The sequence below is a fragment of the Sinanaerobacter sp. ZZT-01 genome (assembly GCF_035621135.1).
Lineage (GTDB): Bacteria > Bacillota > Clostridia > Peptostreptococcales > Anaerovoracaceae > IOR16.
The window spans coordinates 1,224,632-1,244,320 of the sequence record NZ_CP141728.1 but is presented as its reverse complement, the minus strand read 5'-3'; the positions used below and the strand labels follow the sequence as shown (position 1 = coordinate 1,244,320).

The 19,689-nt window shown below is 42.5% G+C and carries 21 protein-coding genes; 20 read left to right on the top strand and 1 reads right to left on the bottom strand.

All coding sequences use genetic code 11. The annotated features are described in order from the left end of the window. Positions 1 to 3 precede the first annotated feature (3 nt). The 20 genes from U5921_RS06075 to cobS all read left to right on the top strand — a co-directional run bounded on the left by U5921_RS06075 (position 4) and on the right by cobS (position 18,932). On the top strand, positions 4 to 753 hold the full coding sequence (locus U5921_RS06075; protein WP_324825569.1) for an energy-coupling factor ABC transporter permease: 750 nt from the start codon (positions 4 to 6) through the stop codon (positions 751 to 753). A gap of 2 nt (positions 754 to 755) precedes the next feature. Next, positions 756 to 1,055: an energy-coupling factor ABC transporter substrate-binding protein gene (locus tag U5921_RS06070; protein ID WP_324825568.1), complete on the top strand. Its 300-nt coding sequence runs from the start codon at positions 756 to 758 to the stop codon at positions 1,053 to 1,055. A gap of 30 nt (positions 1,056 to 1,085) precedes the next feature. Next, positions 1,086 to 1,868, top strand: a complete 783-nt coding sequence (gene cbiQ, locus U5921_RS06065) for a cobalt ECF transporter T component CbiQ (RefSeq protein WP_324825567.1) — start codon at positions 1,086 to 1,088, stop codon at positions 1,866 to 1,868. Then, complete coding sequence (locus U5921_RS06060; RefSeq protein ID WP_324825566.1) at positions 1,868 to 2,707, top strand: energy-coupling factor ABC transporter ATP-binding protein; 840 nt, start codon at positions 1,868 to 1,870, stop codon at positions 2,705 to 2,707. The genes cbiQ and U5921_RS06060 overlap by 1 nt, the downstream gene beginning before the upstream one ends. A 12-nt stretch (positions 2,708 to 2,719) precedes the next feature. Next, positions 2,720 to 3,508, top strand: coding sequence for a sirohydrochlorin cobaltochelatase (locus tag U5921_RS06055; RefSeq protein ID WP_324825565.1), 789 nt, complete (start codon positions 2,720 to 2,722; stop codon positions 3,506 to 3,508). A gap of 31 nt (positions 3,509 to 3,539) precedes the next feature. Beyond that, entirely contained in the window at positions 3,540 to 4,697 is a 1,158-nt protein-coding gene (gene cbiD / locus U5921_RS06050; RefSeq protein ID WP_324825564.1) for a cobalt-precorrin-5B (C(1))-methyltransferase CbiD, read from the top strand. 16 nt (positions 4,698 to 4,713) lie between these two features. Continuing rightward, positions 4,714 to 5,424 carry a precorrin-2 C(20)-methyltransferase gene (gene cobI, locus U5921_RS06045; protein WP_324825563.1) on the top strand — a complete coding sequence of 237 codons (711 nt, stop codon included), beginning with the start codon at positions 4,714 to 4,716 and terminating at the stop codon, positions 5,422 to 5,424. 1 nt (position 5,425) lies between these two features. Next, positions 5,426 to 6,181 carry a precorrin-4 C(11)-methyltransferase gene (gene cobM, locus U5921_RS06040; protein WP_324825562.1) on the top strand — a complete coding sequence of 252 codons (756 nt, stop codon included), beginning with the start codon at positions 5,426 to 5,428 and terminating at the stop codon, positions 6,179 to 6,181. Then, positions 6,182 to 7,477 (top strand): glutamyl-tRNA reductase, encoded by a 1,296-nt coding sequence (gene hemA, locus U5921_RS06035; RefSeq protein WP_324825561.1) that lies wholly within the window; start codon positions 6,182 to 6,184, stop codon positions 7,475 to 7,477. Next, positions 7,474 to 8,199 (top strand): precorrin-3B C(17)-methyltransferase, encoded by a 726-nt coding sequence (cobJ, locus tag U5921_RS06030; RefSeq protein ID WP_324825560.1) that lies wholly within the window; start codon positions 7,474 to 7,476, stop codon positions 8,197 to 8,199. Before hemA ends, cobJ begins: the two co-directional genes overlap by 4 nt. 21 nt (positions 8,200 to 8,220) lie before the next feature. Continuing rightward, on the top strand, positions 8,221 to 9,618 hold the full coding sequence (gene cobK, locus U5921_RS06025; protein WP_324825559.1) for a precorrin-6A reductase: 1,398 nt from the start codon (positions 8,221 to 8,223) through the stop codon (positions 9,616 to 9,618). Further along, positions 9,599 to 10,501 carry a hydroxymethylbilane synthase gene (hemC, locus tag U5921_RS06020; protein ID WP_324825558.1) on the top strand — a complete coding sequence of 301 codons (903 nt, stop codon included), beginning with the start codon at positions 9,599 to 9,601 and terminating at the stop codon, positions 10,499 to 10,501. Before cobK ends, hemC begins: the two co-directional genes overlap by 20 nt. After that, entirely contained in the window at positions 10,486 to 12,048 is a 1,563-nt protein-coding gene (gene cobA / locus U5921_RS06015) for a uroporphyrinogen-III C-methyltransferase (protein ID WP_324825557.1), read from the top strand. The genes hemC and cobA overlap by 16 nt, the downstream gene beginning before the upstream one ends. Then, positions 12,045 to 13,025: an adenosylcobinamide-phosphate synthase CbiB gene (gene cbiB, locus U5921_RS06010; protein ID WP_324825556.1), complete on the top strand. Its 981-nt coding sequence runs from the start codon at positions 12,045 to 12,047 to the stop codon at positions 13,023 to 13,025. Before cobA ends, cbiB begins: the two co-directional genes overlap by 4 nt. Next, the gene (locus tag U5921_RS06005; RefSeq protein WP_324825555.1) at positions 13,013 to 14,116 is read left to right on the top strand and encodes a threonine-phosphate decarboxylase; all 1,104 of its coding nucleotides are present in this window, start codon (positions 13,013 to 13,015) and stop codon (positions 14,114 to 14,116) included. Before cbiB ends, U5921_RS06005 begins: the two co-directional genes overlap by 13 nt. An 11-nt stretch (positions 14,117 to 14,127) precedes the next feature. Continuing rightward, positions 14,128 to 15,660 (top strand): cobyric acid synthase, encoded by a 1,533-nt coding sequence (locus U5921_RS06000; protein WP_324825554.1) that lies wholly within the window; start codon positions 14,128 to 14,130, stop codon positions 15,658 to 15,660. An 84-nt stretch (positions 15,661 to 15,744) separates the two neighbouring features. Beyond that, on the top strand, positions 15,745 to 16,404 hold the full coding sequence (locus U5921_RS05995; RefSeq protein WP_324825553.1) for a precorrin-8X methylmutase: 660 nt from the start codon (positions 15,745 to 15,747) through the stop codon (positions 16,402 to 16,404). Between the two features lie 40 nt (positions 16,405 to 16,444). After that, on the top strand, positions 16,445 to 17,524 hold the full coding sequence (gene cobT / locus U5921_RS05990; protein ID WP_324825552.1) for a nicotinate-nucleotide--dimethylbenzimidazole phosphoribosyltransferase: 1,080 nt from the start codon (positions 16,445 to 16,447) through the stop codon (positions 17,522 to 17,524). A 15-nt stretch (positions 17,525 to 17,539) separates the two neighbouring features. Then, positions 17,540 to 18,109 (top strand): bifunctional adenosylcobinamide kinase/adenosylcobinamide-phosphate guanylyltransferase, encoded by a 570-nt coding sequence (gene cobU, locus U5921_RS05985; protein ID WP_324825551.1) that lies wholly within the window; start codon positions 17,540 to 17,542, stop codon positions 18,107 to 18,109. 100 nt (positions 18,110 to 18,209) lie between these two features. After that, a complete protein-coding gene (gene cobS / locus U5921_RS05980; RefSeq protein WP_324825550.1) occupies positions 18,210 to 18,932 on the top strand; it encodes an adenosylcobinamide-GDP ribazoletransferase in 723 nt (240 codons plus the stop codon). On the opposite strand, the gene dapD is transcribed toward cobS, so the two are convergent. Beyond that, on the bottom strand, positions 18,929 to 19,633 hold the full coding sequence (dapD, locus tag U5921_RS05975) for a 2,3,4,5-tetrahydropyridine-2,6-dicarboxylate N-acetyltransferase (protein ID WP_324825549.1): 705 nt from the start codon (positions 19,631 to 19,633) through the stop codon (positions 18,929 to 18,931). The genes cobS and dapD overlap by 4 nt on opposite strands. Positions 19,634 to 19,689 lie beyond the last annotated feature (56 nt).

Genomic DNA, 19,689 nt, shown 5'->3' with positions numbered 1-19,689 from the left:
ATTATGACAAGAACAAAAACAGAAAGACGGATTTTTTCATTAGGGGTTATCCTTGCTTTTGTGTTTGGAACGGCAACGATATCCAATGCAATGCACATTATGGAAGGATATTTGCCATTGAACTATTGCATTATATGGGGAGCGGTTTGTATTCCATTTTTAGTGGCAGGCTTTTTTTCAATCAAGAAAACACTTGCAAAACATAGAAAGACCATGCTGATTTTAGTGATGGCAGGTGCGTATGCGTTTGTACTATCCGCATTAAAAATTCCATCCGTTACCGGAAGCAGTTCTCATCCGACAGGAACCGGACTCGGCGCAATTTTATTCGGGCCTTCTGCTATGGCAATTATCGGAATTATTGTTTTATTATTTCAGGCTATTTTACTTGCGCATGGAGGCCTGACAACTTTAGGTGCAAATACTTTTTCCATGGCAATTGCAGGACCATTCGTATCCTATGCAATTTATAAACTATGTAGAAGCGTAAAGCTCCCAAAATCAGTTGGTGTATTTTTGGCGGCTTGCTTAGGCGATTTATTTACTTATTGTGTGACTGCTGTTCAGCTCGCAATGGCACATCCATCCGAGGTGGGAGGCTTCCGCGCATCTTTAATTGAATTTTTAGGAATCTTTGCAATGACACAGGTGCCGCTTGCACTCATTGAGGGATTAGTGGCCGTTGTAGTAATGCTGGGATTAGAAAGTTATGCTAAGCCTGAGTTGACTGAGCTTGGATACATGGAGGTGTAAAGATGACAAAGAACGCTAAGATAGTAATTGTACTGCTGCTTCTCGTAGTGGTCATTGCGGTAATTCCGCTTTTATTCATTCACGATTCTGAATTCGGTGGCGCAGATGGTGCTGCAGAAGATGCAATCACAGCGATTAATCCAAACTATGTCGCATGGGCAGAGCCTATTTTAGAACCGCCGGGCGGTGAAACCGAATCCCTTTTGTTCTGCTTACAGGCAGGACTGGGTGCCAGTGTATTTGGTTATGGGTTTGGATATTTAGTAGCTAGAAAAAAATACAAGAAAAAAGATGAAAAATAAAGTCTGGATTGGACCGGGAGGAAAGAAACAATGATGATTATCGACAAACTAGCGTATTCGTCCCAACTACGATATAAAAGTCCATTTTTAAAATCTGCCTTTGCGGTCGGAACACTTTTCATATGCGTGGGTGCCCGCTCCTTTGTCGTATCAGCTATTGTATTGATTCTAATGGGATGTTTGACTGTGTTTTACAGTCGAACATCTTTTTCCCATTATATGAAACTTATGACAGCACCTTTTGCCTTTCTCGCATTAGGTACAGTCGCCATTGCCGTAAATTTTACGGATGCACCTATGGACTTGCTATCAATTCCCGTAGGTACTCATTATTTGGCTGTGAGTGTCACATCTTTCACTTATGCCATTCGATTAATTCTTGTTTCCCTGGCTTCTGTTTCCTGTCTGTATTTTCTTACGCTTACGACTCCGCTTTTAGATCTGCTTACTGTTTTGAGGCGCCTGCACTGTCCTTGGATCATTGTTGAATTAATGATGTTGATTTATCGGTATATCTTTGTGCTTCTTGATATGGCAGTTGCGATCACAACCGCTCAAAATTGTCGTTTGGGTAACCGCGATGCGAAGACCGCCGTTCAAGCTATGGGACTCATGCTGTCTGTGCTTTTAGTCCGAGCTTTAAATAAATCCTCATTGCTCTATGATGCGATGGAATCTCGTTGTTACGACGGAGAAATCAGGGTATTGATGCAAAGCAGTTCTTCGGGCATGAAAGAAAAGGCAGGAGTCACTTTATTTTTAATCGCATTATTGATGATTTCAGCTGTCTGCAAATGGAACGGAGGCATTTAATGAAGGAGACGATTGTAAAAGCAGAGAAGGTATGCTATACGTACGAGGATGGTACCGAAGCACTGAAAGGAATCAATTTAGAGATAAAACGAGGCGAAAAGATTGCGATTATGGGAGCCAATGGTTCTGGGAAGTCTACCTTTTTTCTTCACTTAAATGGTGTGATGAAGCCAAAATCAGGGACTATTTATATAGATGGAACGCCGATTAATTATTCCCGAAAGGGCCTTCTTGAGGTAAGAAAAAAAGTGGGAATTGTGTTTCAGGACCCAGATAATCAGTTGTTTTCAGCAAATGTAATACAGGAGATTTCCTTTGGTATTTTGAATTTGGGAGTCGGTGAAGAAGAAGCAAAGGAAAGAGTCGAGCAAGTAATCAAAGAATTAAATATTACGGAATTTAAAGAAAAGCCAACTCATTTTTTAAGCGGTGGACAAAAAAAACGAGTCGCGATTGCCGATATTTTAGTCATGGACCCTGAGGTTATGATTTTAGATGAACCTGCTTCAGCACTTGATCCAAAGCATGCACGTTTGATTGACGGGATTGTGGATCAATTGAGTGAAAAAGGGATTACGGTGATCCTTTCCACGCATGATGTGGAACGTGCACTGATCTGGGCTGATCGAGTTATTTTGTTTCACGAAGGGTCGGTCGTTGGACAAGGTGTTCCGGAAGACGTTTTTTTAAATCAAGAACTTTTAACGAAAACAAACCTTGAAAAACCTACTGTACTTCGCATTTTTGAACGACTCTGCGAGGTTGGTATTTTAGATAAAACACTGCCAATGCCCCGTAAAGCGGAGGAATTGGAACGATATATTATGCAAAGAAGATAATTGGAGGATTTCATGAACCAGAAAAAAGCAATGCTTGTGGTCAGCTTTGGGACCAGCTATGAAGAAACCAGAAATAAGACCATTGGAGCAATTGAAAAAGAGATTGCTGAAAGTTACCCGGATTGGGAAATCCGGCGGGCATTTACCAGTGGAATGATTTTAAGAGTATTGGAAAAACGTGATGGACTGCATATTGATAATGTGACAGAAGCGATGGAAGGTTTAGTTCAAGATGGATTTCGAACCGTTTTGATACAGCCGACGCATATTATCAACGGAGATGAATATGACAAGATGGTCGATGCAGTCAAGCCGTATATGGAACAATTTGAAACAATAAAAATCGGAGAACCTTTATTGAGTTCCTCTGAGGACTATGAGGAAGTGGTAAAAGGAGTCATGGCACAACTGCCGCAGCTTCAAGCTGAGGAAGCCTTGGTACTGATGGGACATGGAACCACTCACCATACAGATGCCGTTTACGCCGCTTTAGATTATCGCTTTAAGGCAATGGGTTACAAAAATGTTTTTGTAGGAACGGTAGAAGGCTATCCGGATTTTGAACAAGTAAGCAGTATGGTAGACACTTACCGCCCGAAAAAAGTAATTCTGATGCCGTTCATGGTTGTTGCCGGAGATCATGCGCAAAATGACATGGCAGGAGAGGAAGAGGATGCATGGAAGACTCTTTTTGAGGAAAGCGGCTATGAAGTAGAGTGCATTTTAAAAGGGCTTGGAGAATTTAGCGAAATTCGCAGACTATACCTTAAACATGTTGCAGATATGCTTACAGAAGAATAAAAGGGAACAACCCATCTTCGGGAAAGTGAGAATGCCAATGGATATTCAAAAAAAGAACGTTGGAGAAAAGAATAAGAAATTAAGAGAAGGCTATACGACGGGAACCTGTGCAGCGGCAGCAGCACAGGGTGCCGTCATTTTTGCTTTTTCAGAAGCATTGCCAAAATCAGCCAAAATTCTTACGCCAAAGGGCAAATATCTGGAAATCACGCTTTTGGAAAGTAATCGTGGCTGTACAGACAACGGCGACGTATATGCGGTATGTGCAGTCAAAAAAGACAGCGGAGATGATCCAGATGTAACGAATGGCGTTTTGGTTTATGCAAAAGTAACTTTAGAACCGAAAGAGGAAAAAGGAATTGTTCTCATGGCTGGTCTGGGAGTTGGAACTGTTACAAAACCGGGACTGGCTTGTGCAGTAGGACAGCCTGCGATTAATCCGACACCCCGACGCATGATCGAGCAAGAGATCGAAAAGGTTGTAGAAGAATTTGAATATAGCGGCCGTATATCCGTTGAGATTTCAATTCCAAAAGGCGTTGAAATCGCGAAACGCACTTATAACCCCAGACTGGGAATCGTAGGAGGTATTTCCGTCCTCGGTACAAGCGGCATCGTAGAGCCGATGAGCGAGCAGGCCTTGATTGATACTATTAAGGTAGAAATGAATATGCAAAAAGCAGCCGGAGCAAGGTATTTGGTGATTACACCGGGGAATTACGGAGAAACTTTTTTAAAAAATACCATGAAGCAGGGAGAGCTTTATACAGTAAAATGCAGCAACTTTTTGGGAGACGCTCTGGATTATGCAGAAGAATCCGGGTTTGACGGACTTCTACTTGTCGGGCATATCGGAAAATTTGTTAAGGTTGCCGGCGGAATTTTCAATACACATTCTAAATATGGAGATGCACGCTTGGAAATAATGTCAGCACATGCAGCACTAAAGGGAGCATCACAGAAAACAATTGAAAGGCTGATGAATTGTCTAACAACAGATGATGCAATTTCAGTGCTTGATGAGGTACAATTAAGAGAAAAGACAATCGAGTCCATTTTGGAAAAGCTGGATTATCACATCAAAGAACGCACTCACAAATCCATACAGATTGGTGCAGTCACCTTTTCAAACCAATATGGATATTTGGGACAAACAAAAGACGCAGCAAAGCTTATAGAGAGGCTTTAGAAATGGAGGTAAAAATATGGCAAAATTATATGGTCTTGGAGTAGGGCCGGGAGATCCAGAGTTAATGACCTTAAAATCAGTTCGGATGATTCGTGAAAGTGACATCATAGTCCTTCCGAAATCAGGTCAAAAAATCAATGCAGCATATACCATTGCAAAAGGGAGTGTGCCGGAAATTGACCAAAAGGTACGGATGGAGGTTTCCATGCCTATGACTCGGGATCAGGAAAAATTAAGGCAGAGTCATGACGCGGCTGCAGATCAAATCATTGAAAAGTTGAAAGAAGGAAAAAATGTTGCATTCTTGACATTAGGAGATCCTTCTATCTATTCGACGTACATTTATGTTCATGAGCGAGTGCTGGAAAAAGGATTTGAAGCCGAAATCATACCAGGCATCCCTTCTTTTTGTGCGGTCTCTGCAAGATTGAATGAAGGATTGACAGAAGCGGCGCAGCCTCTCCATATCATACCTGCTTCTTATGATGGAATTGAAGAGGCACTGCGGTTAAACGGCACCAAGGTATTAATGAAAAGTGGAAAAGCAATTGGAAAGGTAAAAGAAGAGCTGTTAAAGATGGAACCATCTCCAACCGTTAAAATGGTTGAACGCTGTGGGATGCAGGGAGAACGGATTTTTAACAATGTTGATGAAATAGATGAAGATGCGAGCTATTTTTCCATATTAGTCGTAAAAGACAAAGAAGAAAGTACAGGAGGTTTTTAGTATGGTACATTTTGTTGGAGCAGGTCCGGGAGCAGCCGATTTAATTACAGTCAGAGGGCAGCGTCTTTTACAAGAAGCAGACGTAATCATATATGCTGGTTCCTTAGTAAATCCGGAACATTTAAAGCTGGCGAAGGATGGTTGTAAAATTTACGACAGCGCATCGATGACTCTAGAAGAAGTAATCAGCGTGATGCAGGGGGCGGAAAACGAAGGGAAGACAACGGTTCGTCTTCATACGGGAGACCCAAGCATTTACGGTGCGATTCGAGAGCAGATGGATTTGCTGGAGCCCAAAGAAATTGAATTTGACGTGACTCCGGGTGTCAGCTCCTTCTTTGGTGCAGCGGCAGCGTTAAAGGCAGAATATACTCTGCCTGATGTGTCTCAGACTGTAATCATTACACGTATGGCAGGTAGGACTCCGGTTCCGGAAAAAGAAGAAATATCAAAATTAGCTTCACACAATGCAACTATGGCTATTTTCTTAAGCACAGGATTATTAGAGCCACTAAGAGAACGCTTGCTTGTCGGCGGGTACAGTAAGGAAACTCCGGCAGCTATTGTTTATAAAGCAACCTGGCCGGAAGAAAAAGTTTTTTATGGGACAGTAGATACCTTGCCGCAAATAGCAAAGGAAAATAATATTACAAAGACAGCGTTGATTTTGGTAGGAAATTTTTTGGGTGATAAATATGAACGGTCTAAGCTGTATGATCCTACCTTTACGCATGAATTTAGAGAGGCGATTAAATAAATGCAGATTACCATGATAGGAATTGATCACAGCAAGGCTAGCATTGCTTACCGTGAGCTTTTCTCTTTTACCAAAGCGGGTGCTATGGAAGCGATGAAATACATGAAGGAGAAATTCGAACTTTCCGGCTGTGTACTGCTGTCTACCTGCAATCGTACAGAGCTTTGGATCAGCAGCGGAGAAAAAGCCCATATACCGCCTTATGAAATGCTGTGTGAAGTCAAAAAAATTAATCGCAAGCAATATGGCGAATTTTTTGTTGAGCGAGAAGGGAAAGAAGCAGTCGACCACTTATTGAGACTGACTTGCGGATTGAATTCTAAAATTTTCGGTGAAGATCAGATCATTTCACAGGTAAGAGAGGCTTTAGCTCTATCCAGAAAATGCGGATGTGAAGATATGGTTTTGGAAAAGGTGTTTCAAACCGCAATTGCAGCAGCAAAGAAAGTAAAATCAACCGTTCGGCTGACAGCAGTTGATCAGTCGATTGCGTATAAGGGTGTACAGCTCCTGAAAGAGGAACTGGGTGGCTTAAAAGGCGTTCGCTGCTTGATTATCGGAAATGGGCAGATGGGAAAATTGATTGCAAATGCATTGACCTCGCATGGAGCAGATGTAACAATGACGTTGCGTAAGCGCATGCATGGTCAGGAAGAACAGGGCTCGATTGTACCAGAGCATTGCAGCATGCTGCCTTATGAGGAGCGACATTCAGCGTTGGAGGAATCAAAAGTTGTAATCAGTGCGACTTTGAGCCCGCATTTTACACTGAAAAAAGAGGAAGTCCAAAGCGTTCTTTCTGAAGAGAAGAAACGGGTATGGATGGATTTGGCAGTGCCAAGAGACATCGACCCTACCTTGAACCATACGTTTGGCATTTCCATTTACGATATTGATACCATGGGACAGACTGCTTGCGACAGTGAAAATGATTTACAGGTAAAAGAAGCTTTAAATATCTTAAATCAATATGCAGAGTGCGTTGCAAGATGGTTTGCATTTCGTAAACAGGTGCCGCAGGTAAAACGGATTACGGCACTTGCTGCAGAGGACACAAAATGTCGGATTGGTGAGCCGATTGAGACACTTGTGCTTGATCAAAAAGATGGGAAGGAACTGACAAAAGCAATCGAGGCAGCCGCTGAGAAATCAGTCGGTAAGCTGCTTTACGGACTTCGGGATACGTTGTCACCGGATTTGTGGCAGACGTGTATGAATGCGTTAGAAGATGCAGCTAAAAAAGATACATTAAAGACAGGATCAAGAAAAGATCGATATGAGGGGAAACGAAAATGAAAATATATGTAGTAGGATTGGGTCCGGGTGGATTGGAACAAATGACGCAAAGAGCAGTTACTGCGCTTGAAGAGAGCCAGGCTATTATCGGATATGACGTGTACATTGACTTAATTCGAGATCAGTTTAGTCACAAAAAATTATTATCTACTCCGATGAAAAAAGAGGTAGACCGATGTCATCTAGCCATTCAGGAGGCCTTAAAGGGACAAGTGGTTTCCATGGTTTGCAGCGGAGATGCCGGTGTTTACGGAATGGCAGGGCTGATGTTTGAAGTAGCACAGGAATACGATCCGATTGAGATTGAAATCGTATCAGGAATTACGGCAGCATGCAGCGGAGCAGCTGTTTTGGGTGCACCGCTCATTCATGATTTTGCAGTTATCAGCTTGAGCGATCTTCTCACTCCGTGGGAATTGATAGAAAAACGCTTGGATTGTGCAGCCGCTGCTGATTTTGTATTATGTCTTTACAATCCGTCCAGCAAGAAACGGTACGATTATTTACAGAAAGCATGTGATATCATATTGCGACATAGAAAGGCGGACACGGTAGCCGGATTTGTTCAGAACATTGGAAGAGATGGCGAAAAAGGTACGATTTTGAGCTTGCAGGAGCTGCGTGATACGCAGGTTGATATGTTCACCACCGTATATATCGGAAACTCGAAAACGAAAGAGCTTGCAGGCAGAATGGTTACACCAAGAGGGTATCGCCTTTAAGAAATAAGATTGGAGGACACTATGCCGAAATTATTAATATTTGCAGGAACCACAGAGGGACGGCATTTGGTAGAAATCCTATCTAAAACAAAAGGCCTTCAAGTTTTTGCTTCTGTTGCCACAGAATACGGTAGAGCTTTGCTGCCTGGCGGCATCCCTAATGTCATTGTTAAATCGGGGCGTATGCTGCCCGAGGAAATGGAACAATTTCTGAGAAAAGAGCAGTTTGACTTTGTAATTGATACGACACATCCCTATGCGGTTTTAGCTACTGAGAACATTAGAGAGGCTTGCACAAAAACAGATACTGCGTATATTCGATTGCTGCGTGCGTCAACTGACCTCGTCAAGACAAAATATCACGAGCGGGAGAGCAGTAAAAGTCAGACGGCGATGGATTGTGAAGAATTCATCTTTGCAGAGGATGTAACTGAGGCTGCCGAGTATTTGAATCAGACGCAGGGAGCCGTTTTGTTAACGATAGGAAGCAAAGAATTAGAAGCGTTTACAAGGGTAGAGAACTATGCGCAGAGATTGCACCCTAGAGTATTGCCAATGCCGGAGGTTCTAAAAAAATGCGCTGATTTGGGCTATGAAGGAAAAAACTTGATTTGCATGCAGGGGCCGTTTTCTTATGAGATGAATTGCGCCTTACTGAAGAAAACGAAAGCATCGTATATGGTGACCAAGGATTCGGGAAAAGCCGGAGGCTTCGATGAAAAATATCGAGCAGCGATGGACATGGGAGTTAAAGTGCTTTTGATTGGGAGAAAAAAGGAAGAGCAGGGACTTTCGCTGCAAGAAGTATTGCTGTTTCTAGAGAAAACCTATCATTTGAATTTGCAAGCTGCGCAGATGGTACCTGGAGAGCTCGAAGCGGAAAGCATAGGGAATGCAGCAGGCGAAGAAGAAAAAAGCGGATGGTTCCCGTTATTTATAAATTTAGCAGAGCAAGCCGTTACCGTAATCGGAGCAGGAAAAATTGCAAAGAGGCGAGTAAAGGTACTAGAAGAATTTTCCTGTAAAATAACCGTCATTGCAAAAGAAGCAGATTCCTTTTTCACAACGAGACAAGATGAGAAACGTTTGACGCTGCTCACAAAAGAATTTGAAGAAGAAGACATCAGGGAGGCAATGCTGGTCATCGCTGCGACCAACGACCGTTTTATAAATCATACTGTAGCAGAAATTTGCAAACGAGAGCATATACTGGTTAATGTGGCAGACTGCAAAGAGGAATGTGATTTCTATTTTCCGGGTGTCGTACGGAAAGGGGATTTGACAATCGGTGTGACTGCGGGAGGAAAAGACCATGCTTTGGCGAAATCTGCTACCGCAGCATTAAAGGCCTATCTGGAGAATCACCATCATTTGTCAGTTAAACGGGAGGAAAGTGAAAATGGAACGAAGAAAGATTAGAATCGGGAGCCGAGAGAGCAAGCTGGCAGTGATACAGTCTCAAATGGTTATGGATTTGATCCATCAGTATCATCCGGAAATCGAATTGGAGTTGGTTACAATGAAGACCACCGGAGATATCATATTGGATAAGACATTGGATAAAATCGGAGGGAAAGGCCTTTTTGTAAAGGAATTAGATAAAGCCCTTTTGGAAGGAAAAATTGACTTGTCCGTACACAGTTTGAAGGATATGCCGATGGAAGTCCCAGAGGAGATTCCTTTGATCGGGTTTTCAAAGAGAGAAAATCCTTCCGATGTACTGGTGTTACCAGAGGGGGTAAAGGAACTCGACCCTGCAAAACCAATTGGAAGCTCAAGCCGGCGAAGAAATTTGCAGCTTTCAACGCTTTATCCAGGTCATGAGACAAAAAGCGTAAGAGGAAATGTGCTTACCAGACTTTCCAAGCTGGACAGTGGTGAATATAGTGCATTGGTATTAGCCTATGCGGGTTTGGAACGACTGGGGCTGTCTGGGAGAATCAGCAGAGCCTTTTCTCCACAGGAGATGGTTCCGTCTGCCGGGCAGGGCATTTTAGCAATCCAGGGAAGAGCCGGAGAGAATTATGATTTCTTAGATTGCGTTCGAGATAAAGATGCAGAGTCTGAGGCCTTGGCAGAAAGAGCTTTTGTGCGCTATTTAGATGGCGGATGCAGTTCACCGATCGGTGCATTTGCGCAGGCTAGCGATTCTAAAATAACAATACGTGGTCTTTATTATGATGAAGAAAGCGGCGAATATTGCATCGAAGAGACCTCAGGTGAAAGAAAAGACGGGATACGATTGGCAGAAGCATTGGCAAAACGTTTGAAGGAAGAAGGTGCAAGATGCAAAAGGAAATAAATAGACAACATACAAAGGAGAATGAAAGCGTTAAAAGCGGAAAAGTGTGGCTGGTAGGTGCGGGACCGTCCGATGCCGGGTTGTTTACTCTGCGAGGTAAGGCAGTTTTGGAGCAGGCAGATGTAGTTGTGTACGATAAGCTCGTTGGGCAAGGCGTTTTGGGACTGATTCCTTCCGGTACTGAATTGATTCCGGTTGGAAAAGTTTCCGGATATCATCCGATTCCACAGCATCAAATCAATGAAATCCTATTGGAAGAAGCATTGAAGGGCAAAAAAGTAGTTCGTCTGAAAGGCGGAGATCCTTTTGTATTTGGACGTGGCGGAGAAGAATTGGAATTGCTGTGTGAACGAGGTGTGCCATTTGAAATCGTACCAGGAATTACGTCAGCAATTTCAGTACCTGCATATAACGGAATTCCAGTTACACATAGAGATTTTTGTTCCTCGCTTCATATCATTACAGGACATACGAAAAAATCAGAGGAAGCTGAAGTTGATTATGAAGCATTGGTTAAGGTTGGCGGAACGATGATCTTCCTTATGGGTGTCAGTGCAATGCCGAAAATATGCAAGGGACTCTTGGAAGCAGGAATGAGAAAAGATATGCCGGCCGCTATTTTAGAGCGTGGAACAACAGCGCATCAGCGTCGTGTGGTATCCGATTTGACAAATTTACCGAGAGATGCAGAAAAAGCAGGAATTCAAACGCCGGCGATCATCGTTGTTGGGGAAGTGTGCAGTTTAGCAGATCAATTTCATTGGGCGGAAGATCGCCCGCTTGGCGGATTGAAAATAGCAGTGACAAGACCAAGAGATCGCAATTCCACGCTGGCTTCTATGCTGTCCGATCAGGGCGCAGAGGTTGTCCTTTTACCAACCATCGAAACAGAGGCCATTTTAGAGAATACAGGACTCAGAGAGAATCTAAAAGAGATACAAAAGTATCAATGGATTGCGTTTACCAGCCCGGCAGGGGTAAAAGTGTTTTATGACGAAATGCAGAAAATGCGTATGGATATTCGCAGCTTGAATGGCTTAAAATTTGCGGCGATTGGAACCGGAACAAAAAAAGCAATTGAAGAAAAAGGTATCTTTGTGGATTTGATGCCCGATGTGTACAGTGGCGAAGCTTTGGGACATGCACTGGCAGAGCGGCTGAAAAAAGAAGAGAAAGAAGGGGACAGGCCATTCCTGCTGCTGCCAAGAGCGAAAATCGGAACACAGGAAGTGACACGCCCTTTAGATGAGGCAGGAATTTCCTATGTTGACCTTCCGGTATATGAGACCATTGACTTGGAACCGAATGATATGGTTTTTTATGACGAAACAGTAGATTATGTTGCCTTTACCAGCGCATCAACGGTAAGGGGATTCACAAAAATGTATCCGAATATCGATTATTCTAAAATTGAGGCAGTATGTATTGGCGAACAAACAGCAGCACAGGCGAGGGTCTTTGATATGAAAATAAGCATTGCGGAAAGAGCGACGATGGAAAGCATGGTTGATTGCTTGCTTTACAAGAAGGAAGGGGAAAGAGCATGATTCCTTTCCTCACACAATCAATGATTGCTTTAGGTGTGGGATTTTTAATGGATTTAATCTTAGGTGATCCGTATTTTCTACCTCATCCGATTCGGTGGATCGGGAAGGGAATTGAAATTGGTGAAGCATTGATACGCAGCTGTTTCCGGAAAACACCACAGGGAGAACTGGCGGGCGGAGTGTTGCTTGCATGCTGTATCATGTTTTTTTCCTTTGGAATACCATTTGGAATCATATGGGCCTTAGGTAAAATCAGCCCTTTCCTTTCCCTTGTAGCGGAAAGCATCATGTGCTATCAAATACTGGCAATTAAGGCTCTGAAAACGGAAAGCACGAAGGTTTATAAGAAATTAGCAGAAGATGATATTGAAGGAGCGAGATATCAGGTTTCCATGATTGTCGGAAGAGATACAGAGAGCTTGAGCATGCAGCAGATTGCAAAAGCTACGGTGGAGACCATTGCGGAAAATACTTCAGATGGAACCGTTGCACCTTTGCTTTTCATAGCGATCGGCGGCGCACCCCTTGGGTTCTTATATAAATCCATAAATACGATGGATTCCATGATCGGCTATAAAAATGATCGCTATTTATATTTTGGACGTTTTGCTGCAAAGCTGGATGATGTGGCAAATTATATACCGGCGAGGGTTTCCGCACTTCTTATGATTCTGGCAGCCCTTTTCTTAGGAATGGACTATAAAAATGCATTTCATATTTTTTTAAGAGATCGTTATAATCATGCCAGTCCGAACAGCGCACAGACAGAGTCCGTTTGTGCAGGAGCATTGCAGATACAGCTAGCAGGAGATGCTTACTACTTTAGCAAGCTTTATAAAAAGAAGACCATTGGTGATGCTGTTCGCTCCATTGAGTATGAGGATATTGCAAGAGCGAACCAACTTTTATACGGCACGGCATGGATCGGTATAGTACTATGTTTAATTGGAATGGGAGTAATACAATGGCTGATTTAATTCACGGCGGTGATATATATTCCGTAAGAGAAAAAGGAAATAACGGCAAACTTCTTGATTTTTCCGCAAACATTAACCCTCTCGGTCTGCCGGATTCGGTAAAGGAAGCAGTGATTTCGGGCTTGGAAAGCTGCATTCATTATCCTGATCCGCTTTGCAGAGAGTTGCTGCGGGATTTGGCTCACTATGAAAAGGTAAAGGAGGAGCATCTGATTTGCGGAAATGGTGCTGCTGATTTGATCTTTCGCCTCGTAGTTGCAAAAATGCCTTATAAGGCAATGGTGCTTGCACCTACCTTTGCAGAATATGAGAAATCCTTAGAATCCATCGGGTGTATCGTAAAGCATCATTATCTAAAAGCAGAGAATCAGTTCCGACTGGGAGAAGATATTTTATTTTTATTGAACGAGTCCATTGAAATGTTGTTTTTATGTAACCCAAACAATCCTACGGGGCAGATTATGGACCCGGCCTTGCTTCGTCAAATTTTAGTACGTTGTAAGGAATTTAATATTTTATTGGTTTTGGATGAATGTTTTGTCGATTTTCTGGAAAACCCGGAAGGAAATACGATGAAAGAGTTTATAGAAGAGTATGATAATCTATTTATATTGAAAGCATTTACAAAGAATTTCGCTATGCCTGGACTTCGTCTTGGATATGGGATATGCAGCAACCGGGGCCTGCTTGATACACTTTCTGAGACTGGGCAGCCTTGGGCAGTTTCGCTGCCTGCACAGCTGGCAGGTGTGCAAGCATTGAAAGAAACCGAATATCTGGAAAAAGCCAGAACTTTAATTTTTCAGGAAAAGGCGTATTTGCAAGCCGAATTGCAGAGACTTGGATTTCACGTTTTTTCTTCTGCTGCCAATTATATATTTTTCCAACTTCCAATAGAAAAGGATGCATATGACCGCAAAGACTTTAAAGCATTGCTGCAAGAAAAAAATATTATGGTGCGGAGCTGTGGCAATTATAAAGGCTTGACTCCAGATTATTTTCGAATTGCAGTGAAACTGCACGAAGAAAACGAACAGCTGGTAAAAGCATTGGAAGAAATCAGAAAAGTCAGCTCTGATAAAAAGGAATAGGGGGATACAAAATGGCAAAGGCAATTATGGTGCAAGGTACGATGTCCAATGCAGGAAAAAGCTTATTGGTGGCTGGATTATGTCGTATTTTTAAACAAGACGGCTATCGTGTCGCACCCTTTAAATCACAAAATATGGCTTTGAATTCCTTCATTACAAAAGAAGGTCTTGAAATGGGACGAGCACAGGTTGTGCAGGCAGAAGCTGCCGGCATTGAACCTTCGGTTCTGATGAATCCGATTTTGCTGAAGCCGACGAATGATACAAGTTCGCAGGTCATTATCAATGGTGAAGTGGCAAGCAATATGAGCGCAACGGAGTATTATAGACGGAAAAGAGAAATTGTTCCGGAAATTGAAAAGGCTTACGAAGCTCTGGCAAAGGATTATGATATTATTGTAATTGAGGGCGCAGGAAGTCCCGCGGAAATCAACTTGCAGGAAAACGATATTGTAAATATGTTTATGGCAAGGCTTGCAAAGGCACCCGTCCTTTTGGCAGGTGACATTGACCGTGGCGGCGTCTTTGCCTCCATCGTGGGGACGATGGTGCTTTTCTCTGACGATGACCGTGCCAGGGTGAAAGGGACTCTGATTAATAAATTCAGAGGAGATCGTAAAATTTTACAGCCGGGGTTGGATATGCTGGAGGAAAAGATCAATGTTCCTACTGTAGGGGTTATCCCTTATTTGGATGTAGACATTGATGATGAGGACAGCTTGACAGAACGTTTTAGCCGAAAAGACAGCGTAGGTCTGATTGATATTGCAGTGATTCGTGTGCCGCGTATATCGAATTTTACGGATTTTAACGTACTGGAATACGCTCCGGGTGTGACTTTGCGTTATGTGGGAGCAGTCGGTGAACTTGGCAATCCGGATATGATTATTTTACCCGGGACCAAAAATACAATGGAAGATTTGCTCTGGATGCGTCAAAGCGGTTTAGAAGCTGCCGTATTAAAGCATGCTTCGGCGGGAAAAGCTGTTTTTGGGGTTTGCGGAGGATTTCAAATGATGGGAAAGGTGCTGTCAGATCCACACGGCGTGGAAGCTGGAGGAAGCATTTCCGGTATGGGATTGCTTCCGGCGGAGACTATATTTGAAGAAGAAAAAACAAGAACGCAGGCAAAAGGCAAATTTACCAATCAGGTGAGGGGCATTTTTTCAGATTTATCCGGTGTTGAACTAGAAGGATATGAGATTCATATGGGGCAGACCGAGCTGATTGCAGATGCAGAGAATACACAAGAGGTAGGTCTTCTTACGCATATTACGGAGCTTTCCGGTAAAGCCTGCGATAAGGTCGTAGGTATGTGCTGCGGAAATATTTATGGTTCATATATCCATGGTATCTTTGACAAAGAGGATGTAGCAAAGACGATTGTATCTGCGCTTTATCGCAGCAAGGGCTTGGATGAGAGTGAAGTATCGAGCTTGAATGTTGCTGCTTATAAAGAAATGCAGTATGATAAGCTGGCAGAGCAGATGAGAGCAAATATGGATATGAATGCGATTTATCGTATATTAGAGGAAGGTATTTGATATAAAAGAATGAATCAATCAGAAGTTTTTTTATTTTATAAAGAAGAACATGCCATAAAAGATTAAACAAGTAAAGGAGGAAATATGAAGGTAAAATTACAAAATGTATTACCCAAAGAGATTGAAAAACGAAGTTTTGAAATCATTTCGGAAGAACTTGGGGAACGTAAAATTGATCCGCAAAATGAGCCGGTTGTAAAGCGTGTGATTCATACATCCGCAGATTTTGACTACTATGAAAATCTGAAATTCTCTCAAGAGGCAATGAAAAAAGGAATCGAAGCAATTAAAAACGGAGCTTATATTGTGACAGATACAAAAATGGCCTATTCTGGTGTAAATAAAGCGGTTTTAGAATCGTTCGGCGGCGAGGCACTCTGTTTTATGGCAGACGACGATGTCGCACAGACTGCTAAAAAAAATGGATCGACAAGGGCAACTGCAAGCATGGATAAAGCAGCTGAGCTTGTCAAAGAAGGAAAGCCGATTATTTTCGCAATCGGAAATGCACCGACCGCTTTGGTTCGGTTATATGAATTGATTGAGGAAGGAAAGCTTTCTCCTTCACTCATCATTGGCGTTCCGGTAGGATTTGTCAATGTAGTGGAATCAAAGGAATTGATTATGGAATTGGAGGTTCCTTATATTGTTGCGCAGGGGAGAAAAGGTGGAAGCAATGTAGCAGCCGCCATTTGTAATGCCATGCTTTATATGGCGAGAGATCAGAGAGACCAATCCAAATAAGATAAAAAGAATCAGAAGAAGCAGGAAAAGAGGCGAAAGCATGAAGAGTTATTTGGAAGTTATAAATGAGATTAAGCCGGCTGATGAAAAAGCTATGCAGGAAGCCAAGGAGCATAACGATCATTTGATTAAACCGCTTGGCAGTTTGGGTAAGCTGGAGAGTATAGCAATTAAAATGGCAGGTATCACTGGGAAACTGAAGAACAATCCGCAAAAGTGTTGCAGTATTGTTATGGTAGCGGATAACGGTATTTGTGAGGAAGGTGTCGCAGGTACACCGCAGGATATTACCTTGATTCAGGGCATGAATATGACTAAGGGAATTTGTGGAATGGGTGTATTATCCGCTTATGCCGGTGCAGATATTAAGGTTGTCGATGTTGGGATTTTATCGGATTATAAGAATGATAAGGTGTACAACCGTAAGATAAAATACGGTACCGATAATTTTGCCAAAGGGCCGGCAATGAGCAGAGAAGAAGCGATACGTGGTATTGAAACTGGAATTGATATGGTCCGCATTGCCGTGGAAGAAGGCTATGAAATTTTAGGTACTGGCGAGATGGGAATTGGAAATACCAGCAGCACAAGTGCAGTTTTGATGGCATTTACCGGAGCTTCTTCGGAGATTGCAGTCGGAAAGGGTGGTGGTTTGACAGATGAAGCTTTGGTACATAAAAAAGAAGTCATTACGAAAGCTTTGGAGTTCAATGCACCGAATCCAAAAGACCCAATCGACGTGATCGCAAAAGTAGGAGGACTTGATATTGCGGGCATGACAGGCTGCTTCTTAGGTGCTGCTTATTACCGGGTTCCGATTCTCATTGATGGAGTAATTTCTGCTTTAGCCGCTTTTGCAGCTTGCAAGCTCAATTCTGACGTGAAGGATTTCATTTTTACTTCTCACCGTTCCAAGGAGCCGGCATATGATCTGATCTCTAAAGAGCTTGGCATGGAAGCGATGTTGGATATGGATATGAGATTAGGTGAGGGAACTGGATGTACTTTAGCATTTCCGATTATCGGAGCGGCTTGTGCGATGCTCAGCAATATGGCAACCTTTGAGGATATTGCTTACGATCATTCTTACCGAATCGATATTCGAGAAGAAGAGAATTAAGCGGAGGAAATAAAAATGGCGGAAGTGACTTTGATGACGGGAGGAGCACGAAGCGGGAAAAGTTTATATGGAGAGCGTCTTGCAAAAGAAGCAGGAAAAGATAAGGTGCTTTATATAGCGACGGCTGCCGTTTGTGATGACGAGATGAAAGAACGTGTAAAAAAGCACCGTGCGCAGCGTCCGTCTGAATGGATTACTTTAGAGAAATTTTGGGAATTTGACCAATTGGAAAAGAATCGGGATTTTTTAAATGCAGAGGCGGTATTAATTGACTGCCTGGGTTTTATGTTAAATAACATCATGTACTATTGTGAGATTGACTGGGATCATTGCCCTGCGGAAGATATGCAACGTGTTGAAGAAAGAATGCTCTTTGAAGTGAAACGTTTAATTTCAATCTGCCGTAAGCATGATAAAAGTTTAATTGGCGTAACAAATGAGGTGGGAATGGGCTTAGTTCCGGCGGAACGTTCGAGCCGATATTATAGAGATATTTTGGGAAGAGCAAATCGGTGTTTTGCCGAGCTTGCAGACCGAGTTATCTTCATGGTTTCAGGGGTTCCGGTGCAGGTAAAACCGCAATAAAATAAAACAAGAAGATCGCTTTATTTTGCTTAAGATAGGAGATGAAATAAAGCGTTCCGATACGTGTTTCAATTTAAAAAACGAAATAATGGTGAGAAGTATGAAAACAATTTGGTTAATGATGGCTTTTTTTACAAGGTTACCGGTTCCTTATGTAGAATATACAGAAGAGAGGTACTTGAAAGGATTAAAAATAATTCCTTTACTTGGAATTTTAATGGGAGGAATTTTATATGGTCTGTCCTTTTTTCACTTGATTTTTGATAAAGAAGTGGTTTCTATGATTCTGCTGGGTGGATACATTGTTCTTACCGGGGGCCTTCACTTAGATGGTCTTGCCGATACCTGCGATGGAATTTTCAGCGGAAGGGACCGACCGCGCATGTTGGAAATCATGAAGGACAGTCATGTAGGTTCCTTTGGTGTCCTCTCTATGATATTTTTTGTCGCATTTTATATGGTAATGTATGGTAAAATACCGTATGATTCACTGATTATTCTGCCGGTTGTAGGGAAAAGTGCACCGCTTGTTTCTGCTTTTTTTGCTGATTATATACGTCCCTCCGGCATGGGGAAATTATTAGTGGACAACTGCGGAAAAATCGAATTGTTTATGGCGATCTTTGTGCCGGTTGTCGTAGCTGTATTGCTAAATCCGTGGTACTTAATTGCTGTGGGAGCGGCAATTCTTTCGGTAATACTTTTTACAAATTATTTAAAAACGATACTAGGGGGAATCACTGGGGACACAATGGGAATGGCTTGTGAGCTTTCACAGATGGTTTTTGTATTTATTATTTATGCGACGGAGAAGTTCTTTTAGGTATCAATATTCCTTAGTACATCAATCAACTGTGTAGAGCGTAAGGATTTCTGATCTTTTTTCTTTATGATACGTGCCGGAACTCCGGCAACTACCATATTAGGAGGAACTTCTTTGATGACCACAGACCCGGCGGCGACGATCGAGCCTTTACCAACTCGTATCCCTTCTATAATCACTGCATTTGCACCGATTAAAACATCGTCTTCTATGATGACAGGGGATGCACTTGGCGGTTCAATGACCCCAGCTAATACAGAGCCGGCTCCAATGTGACAATGATTTCCGACGATAACGCGCCCTCCAATGATTGTACCCATATCAATCATTGTGCCTTCTCCGATTTTTGCACCGATATTTATGATTGCACCCATCATGATAATTGCATGTTTACCTATTTCCACTTGCTCACGAATGATCGCACCCGGTTCGATGCGTGCGTGAAGGTTTTTTATATCGATAAGGGGAATTGCACTGTTTCGCATATCATTTTCAATAACCATGTCGATGATTTCATTTTTATGGACTTCTAGGATAGGAGAAATATCTTTCCAGTCTCCAAATATAATTTTAGTATCGCTGCCCGTAGGAAAACTTTTGGATTCTGGAAATACAATCTCAGAAGAAGCACGTAAATACACCTTTACGGGTGTTTTTTTTTCTGATTTACGGATATATTCGATGATGTCATAGGCGTCCATAGCAATTTCTCCTTGTATCATAAGTTTGAAGTGTCAAGGTTTTGAGCAAGTGGGCA

Bases quoted from the DNA above. Each gene is read 5' to 3' on its own strand.
- U5921_RS06075 (WP_324825569.1), top strand. From the start codon at position 4: ATGACAAGAACAAAAACAGAAAGACGGATTTTTTCATTAGGGGTTATC.
- U5921_RS06070 (WP_324825568.1), top strand. From the start codon at position 756: ATGACAAAGAACGCTAAGATAGTAATTGTACTGCTGCTTCTCGTAGTG.
- cbiQ (WP_324825567.1), top strand. From the start codon at position 1,086: ATGATGATTATCGACAAACTAGCGTATTCGTCCCAACTACGATATAAA.
- U5921_RS06060 (WP_324825566.1), top strand. From the start codon at position 1,868: ATGAAGGAGACGATTGTAAAAGCAGAGAAGGTATGCTATACGTACGAG.
- U5921_RS06055 (WP_324825565.1), top strand. From the start codon at position 2,720: ATGAACCAGAAAAAAGCAATGCTTGTGGTCAGCTTTGGGACCAGCTAT.
- cbiD (WP_324825564.1), top strand. From the start codon at position 3,540: ATGCCAATGGATATTCAAAAAAAGAACGTTGGAGAAAAGAATAAGAAA.
- cobI (WP_324825563.1), top strand. From the start codon at position 4,714: ATGGCAAAATTATATGGTCTTGGAGTAGGGCCGGGAGATCCAGAGTTA.
- cobM (WP_324825562.1), top strand. From the start codon at position 5,426: ATGGTACATTTTGTTGGAGCAGGTCCGGGAGCAGCCGATTTAATTACA.
- hemA (WP_324825561.1), top strand. From the start codon at position 6,182: ATGCAGATTACCATGATAGGAATTGATCACAGCAAGGCTAGCATTGCT.
- cobJ (WP_324825560.1), top strand. From the start codon at position 7,474: ATGAAAATATATGTAGTAGGATTGGGTCCGGGTGGATTGGAACAAATG.
- cobK (WP_324825559.1), top strand. From the start codon at position 8,221: ATGCCGAAATTATTAATATTTGCAGGAACCACAGAGGGACGGCATTTG.
- hemC (WP_324825558.1), top strand. From the start codon at position 9,599: ATGGAACGAAGAAAGATTAGAATCGGGAGCCGAGAGAGCAAGCTGGCA.
- cobA (WP_324825557.1), top strand. From the start codon at position 10,486: ATGCAAAAGGAAATAAATAGACAACATACAAAGGAGAATGAAAGCGTT.
- cbiB (WP_324825556.1), top strand. From the start codon at position 12,045: ATGATTCCTTTCCTCACACAATCAATGATTGCTTTAGGTGTGGGATTT.
- U5921_RS06005 (WP_324825555.1), top strand. From the start codon at position 13,013: ATGGCTGATTTAATTCACGGCGGTGATATATATTCCGTAAGAGAAAAA.
- U5921_RS06000 (WP_324825554.1), top strand. From the start codon at position 14,128: ATGGCAAAGGCAATTATGGTGCAAGGTACGATGTCCAATGCAGGAAAA.
- U5921_RS05995 (WP_324825553.1), top strand. From the start codon at position 15,745: ATGAAGGTAAAATTACAAAATGTATTACCCAAAGAGATTGAAAAACGA.
- cobT (WP_324825552.1), top strand. From the start codon at position 16,445: ATGAAGAGTTATTTGGAAGTTATAAATGAGATTAAGCCGGCTGATGAA.
- cobU (WP_324825551.1), top strand. From the start codon at position 17,540: ATGGCGGAAGTGACTTTGATGACGGGAGGAGCACGAAGCGGGAAAAGT.
- cobS (WP_324825550.1), top strand. From the start codon at position 18,210: ATGAAAACAATTTGGTTAATGATGGCTTTTTTTACAAGGTTACCGGTT.
- dapD (WP_324825549.1), bottom strand. From the start codon at position 19,633: ATGGACGCCTATGACATCATCGAATATATCCGTAAATCAGAAAAAAAA.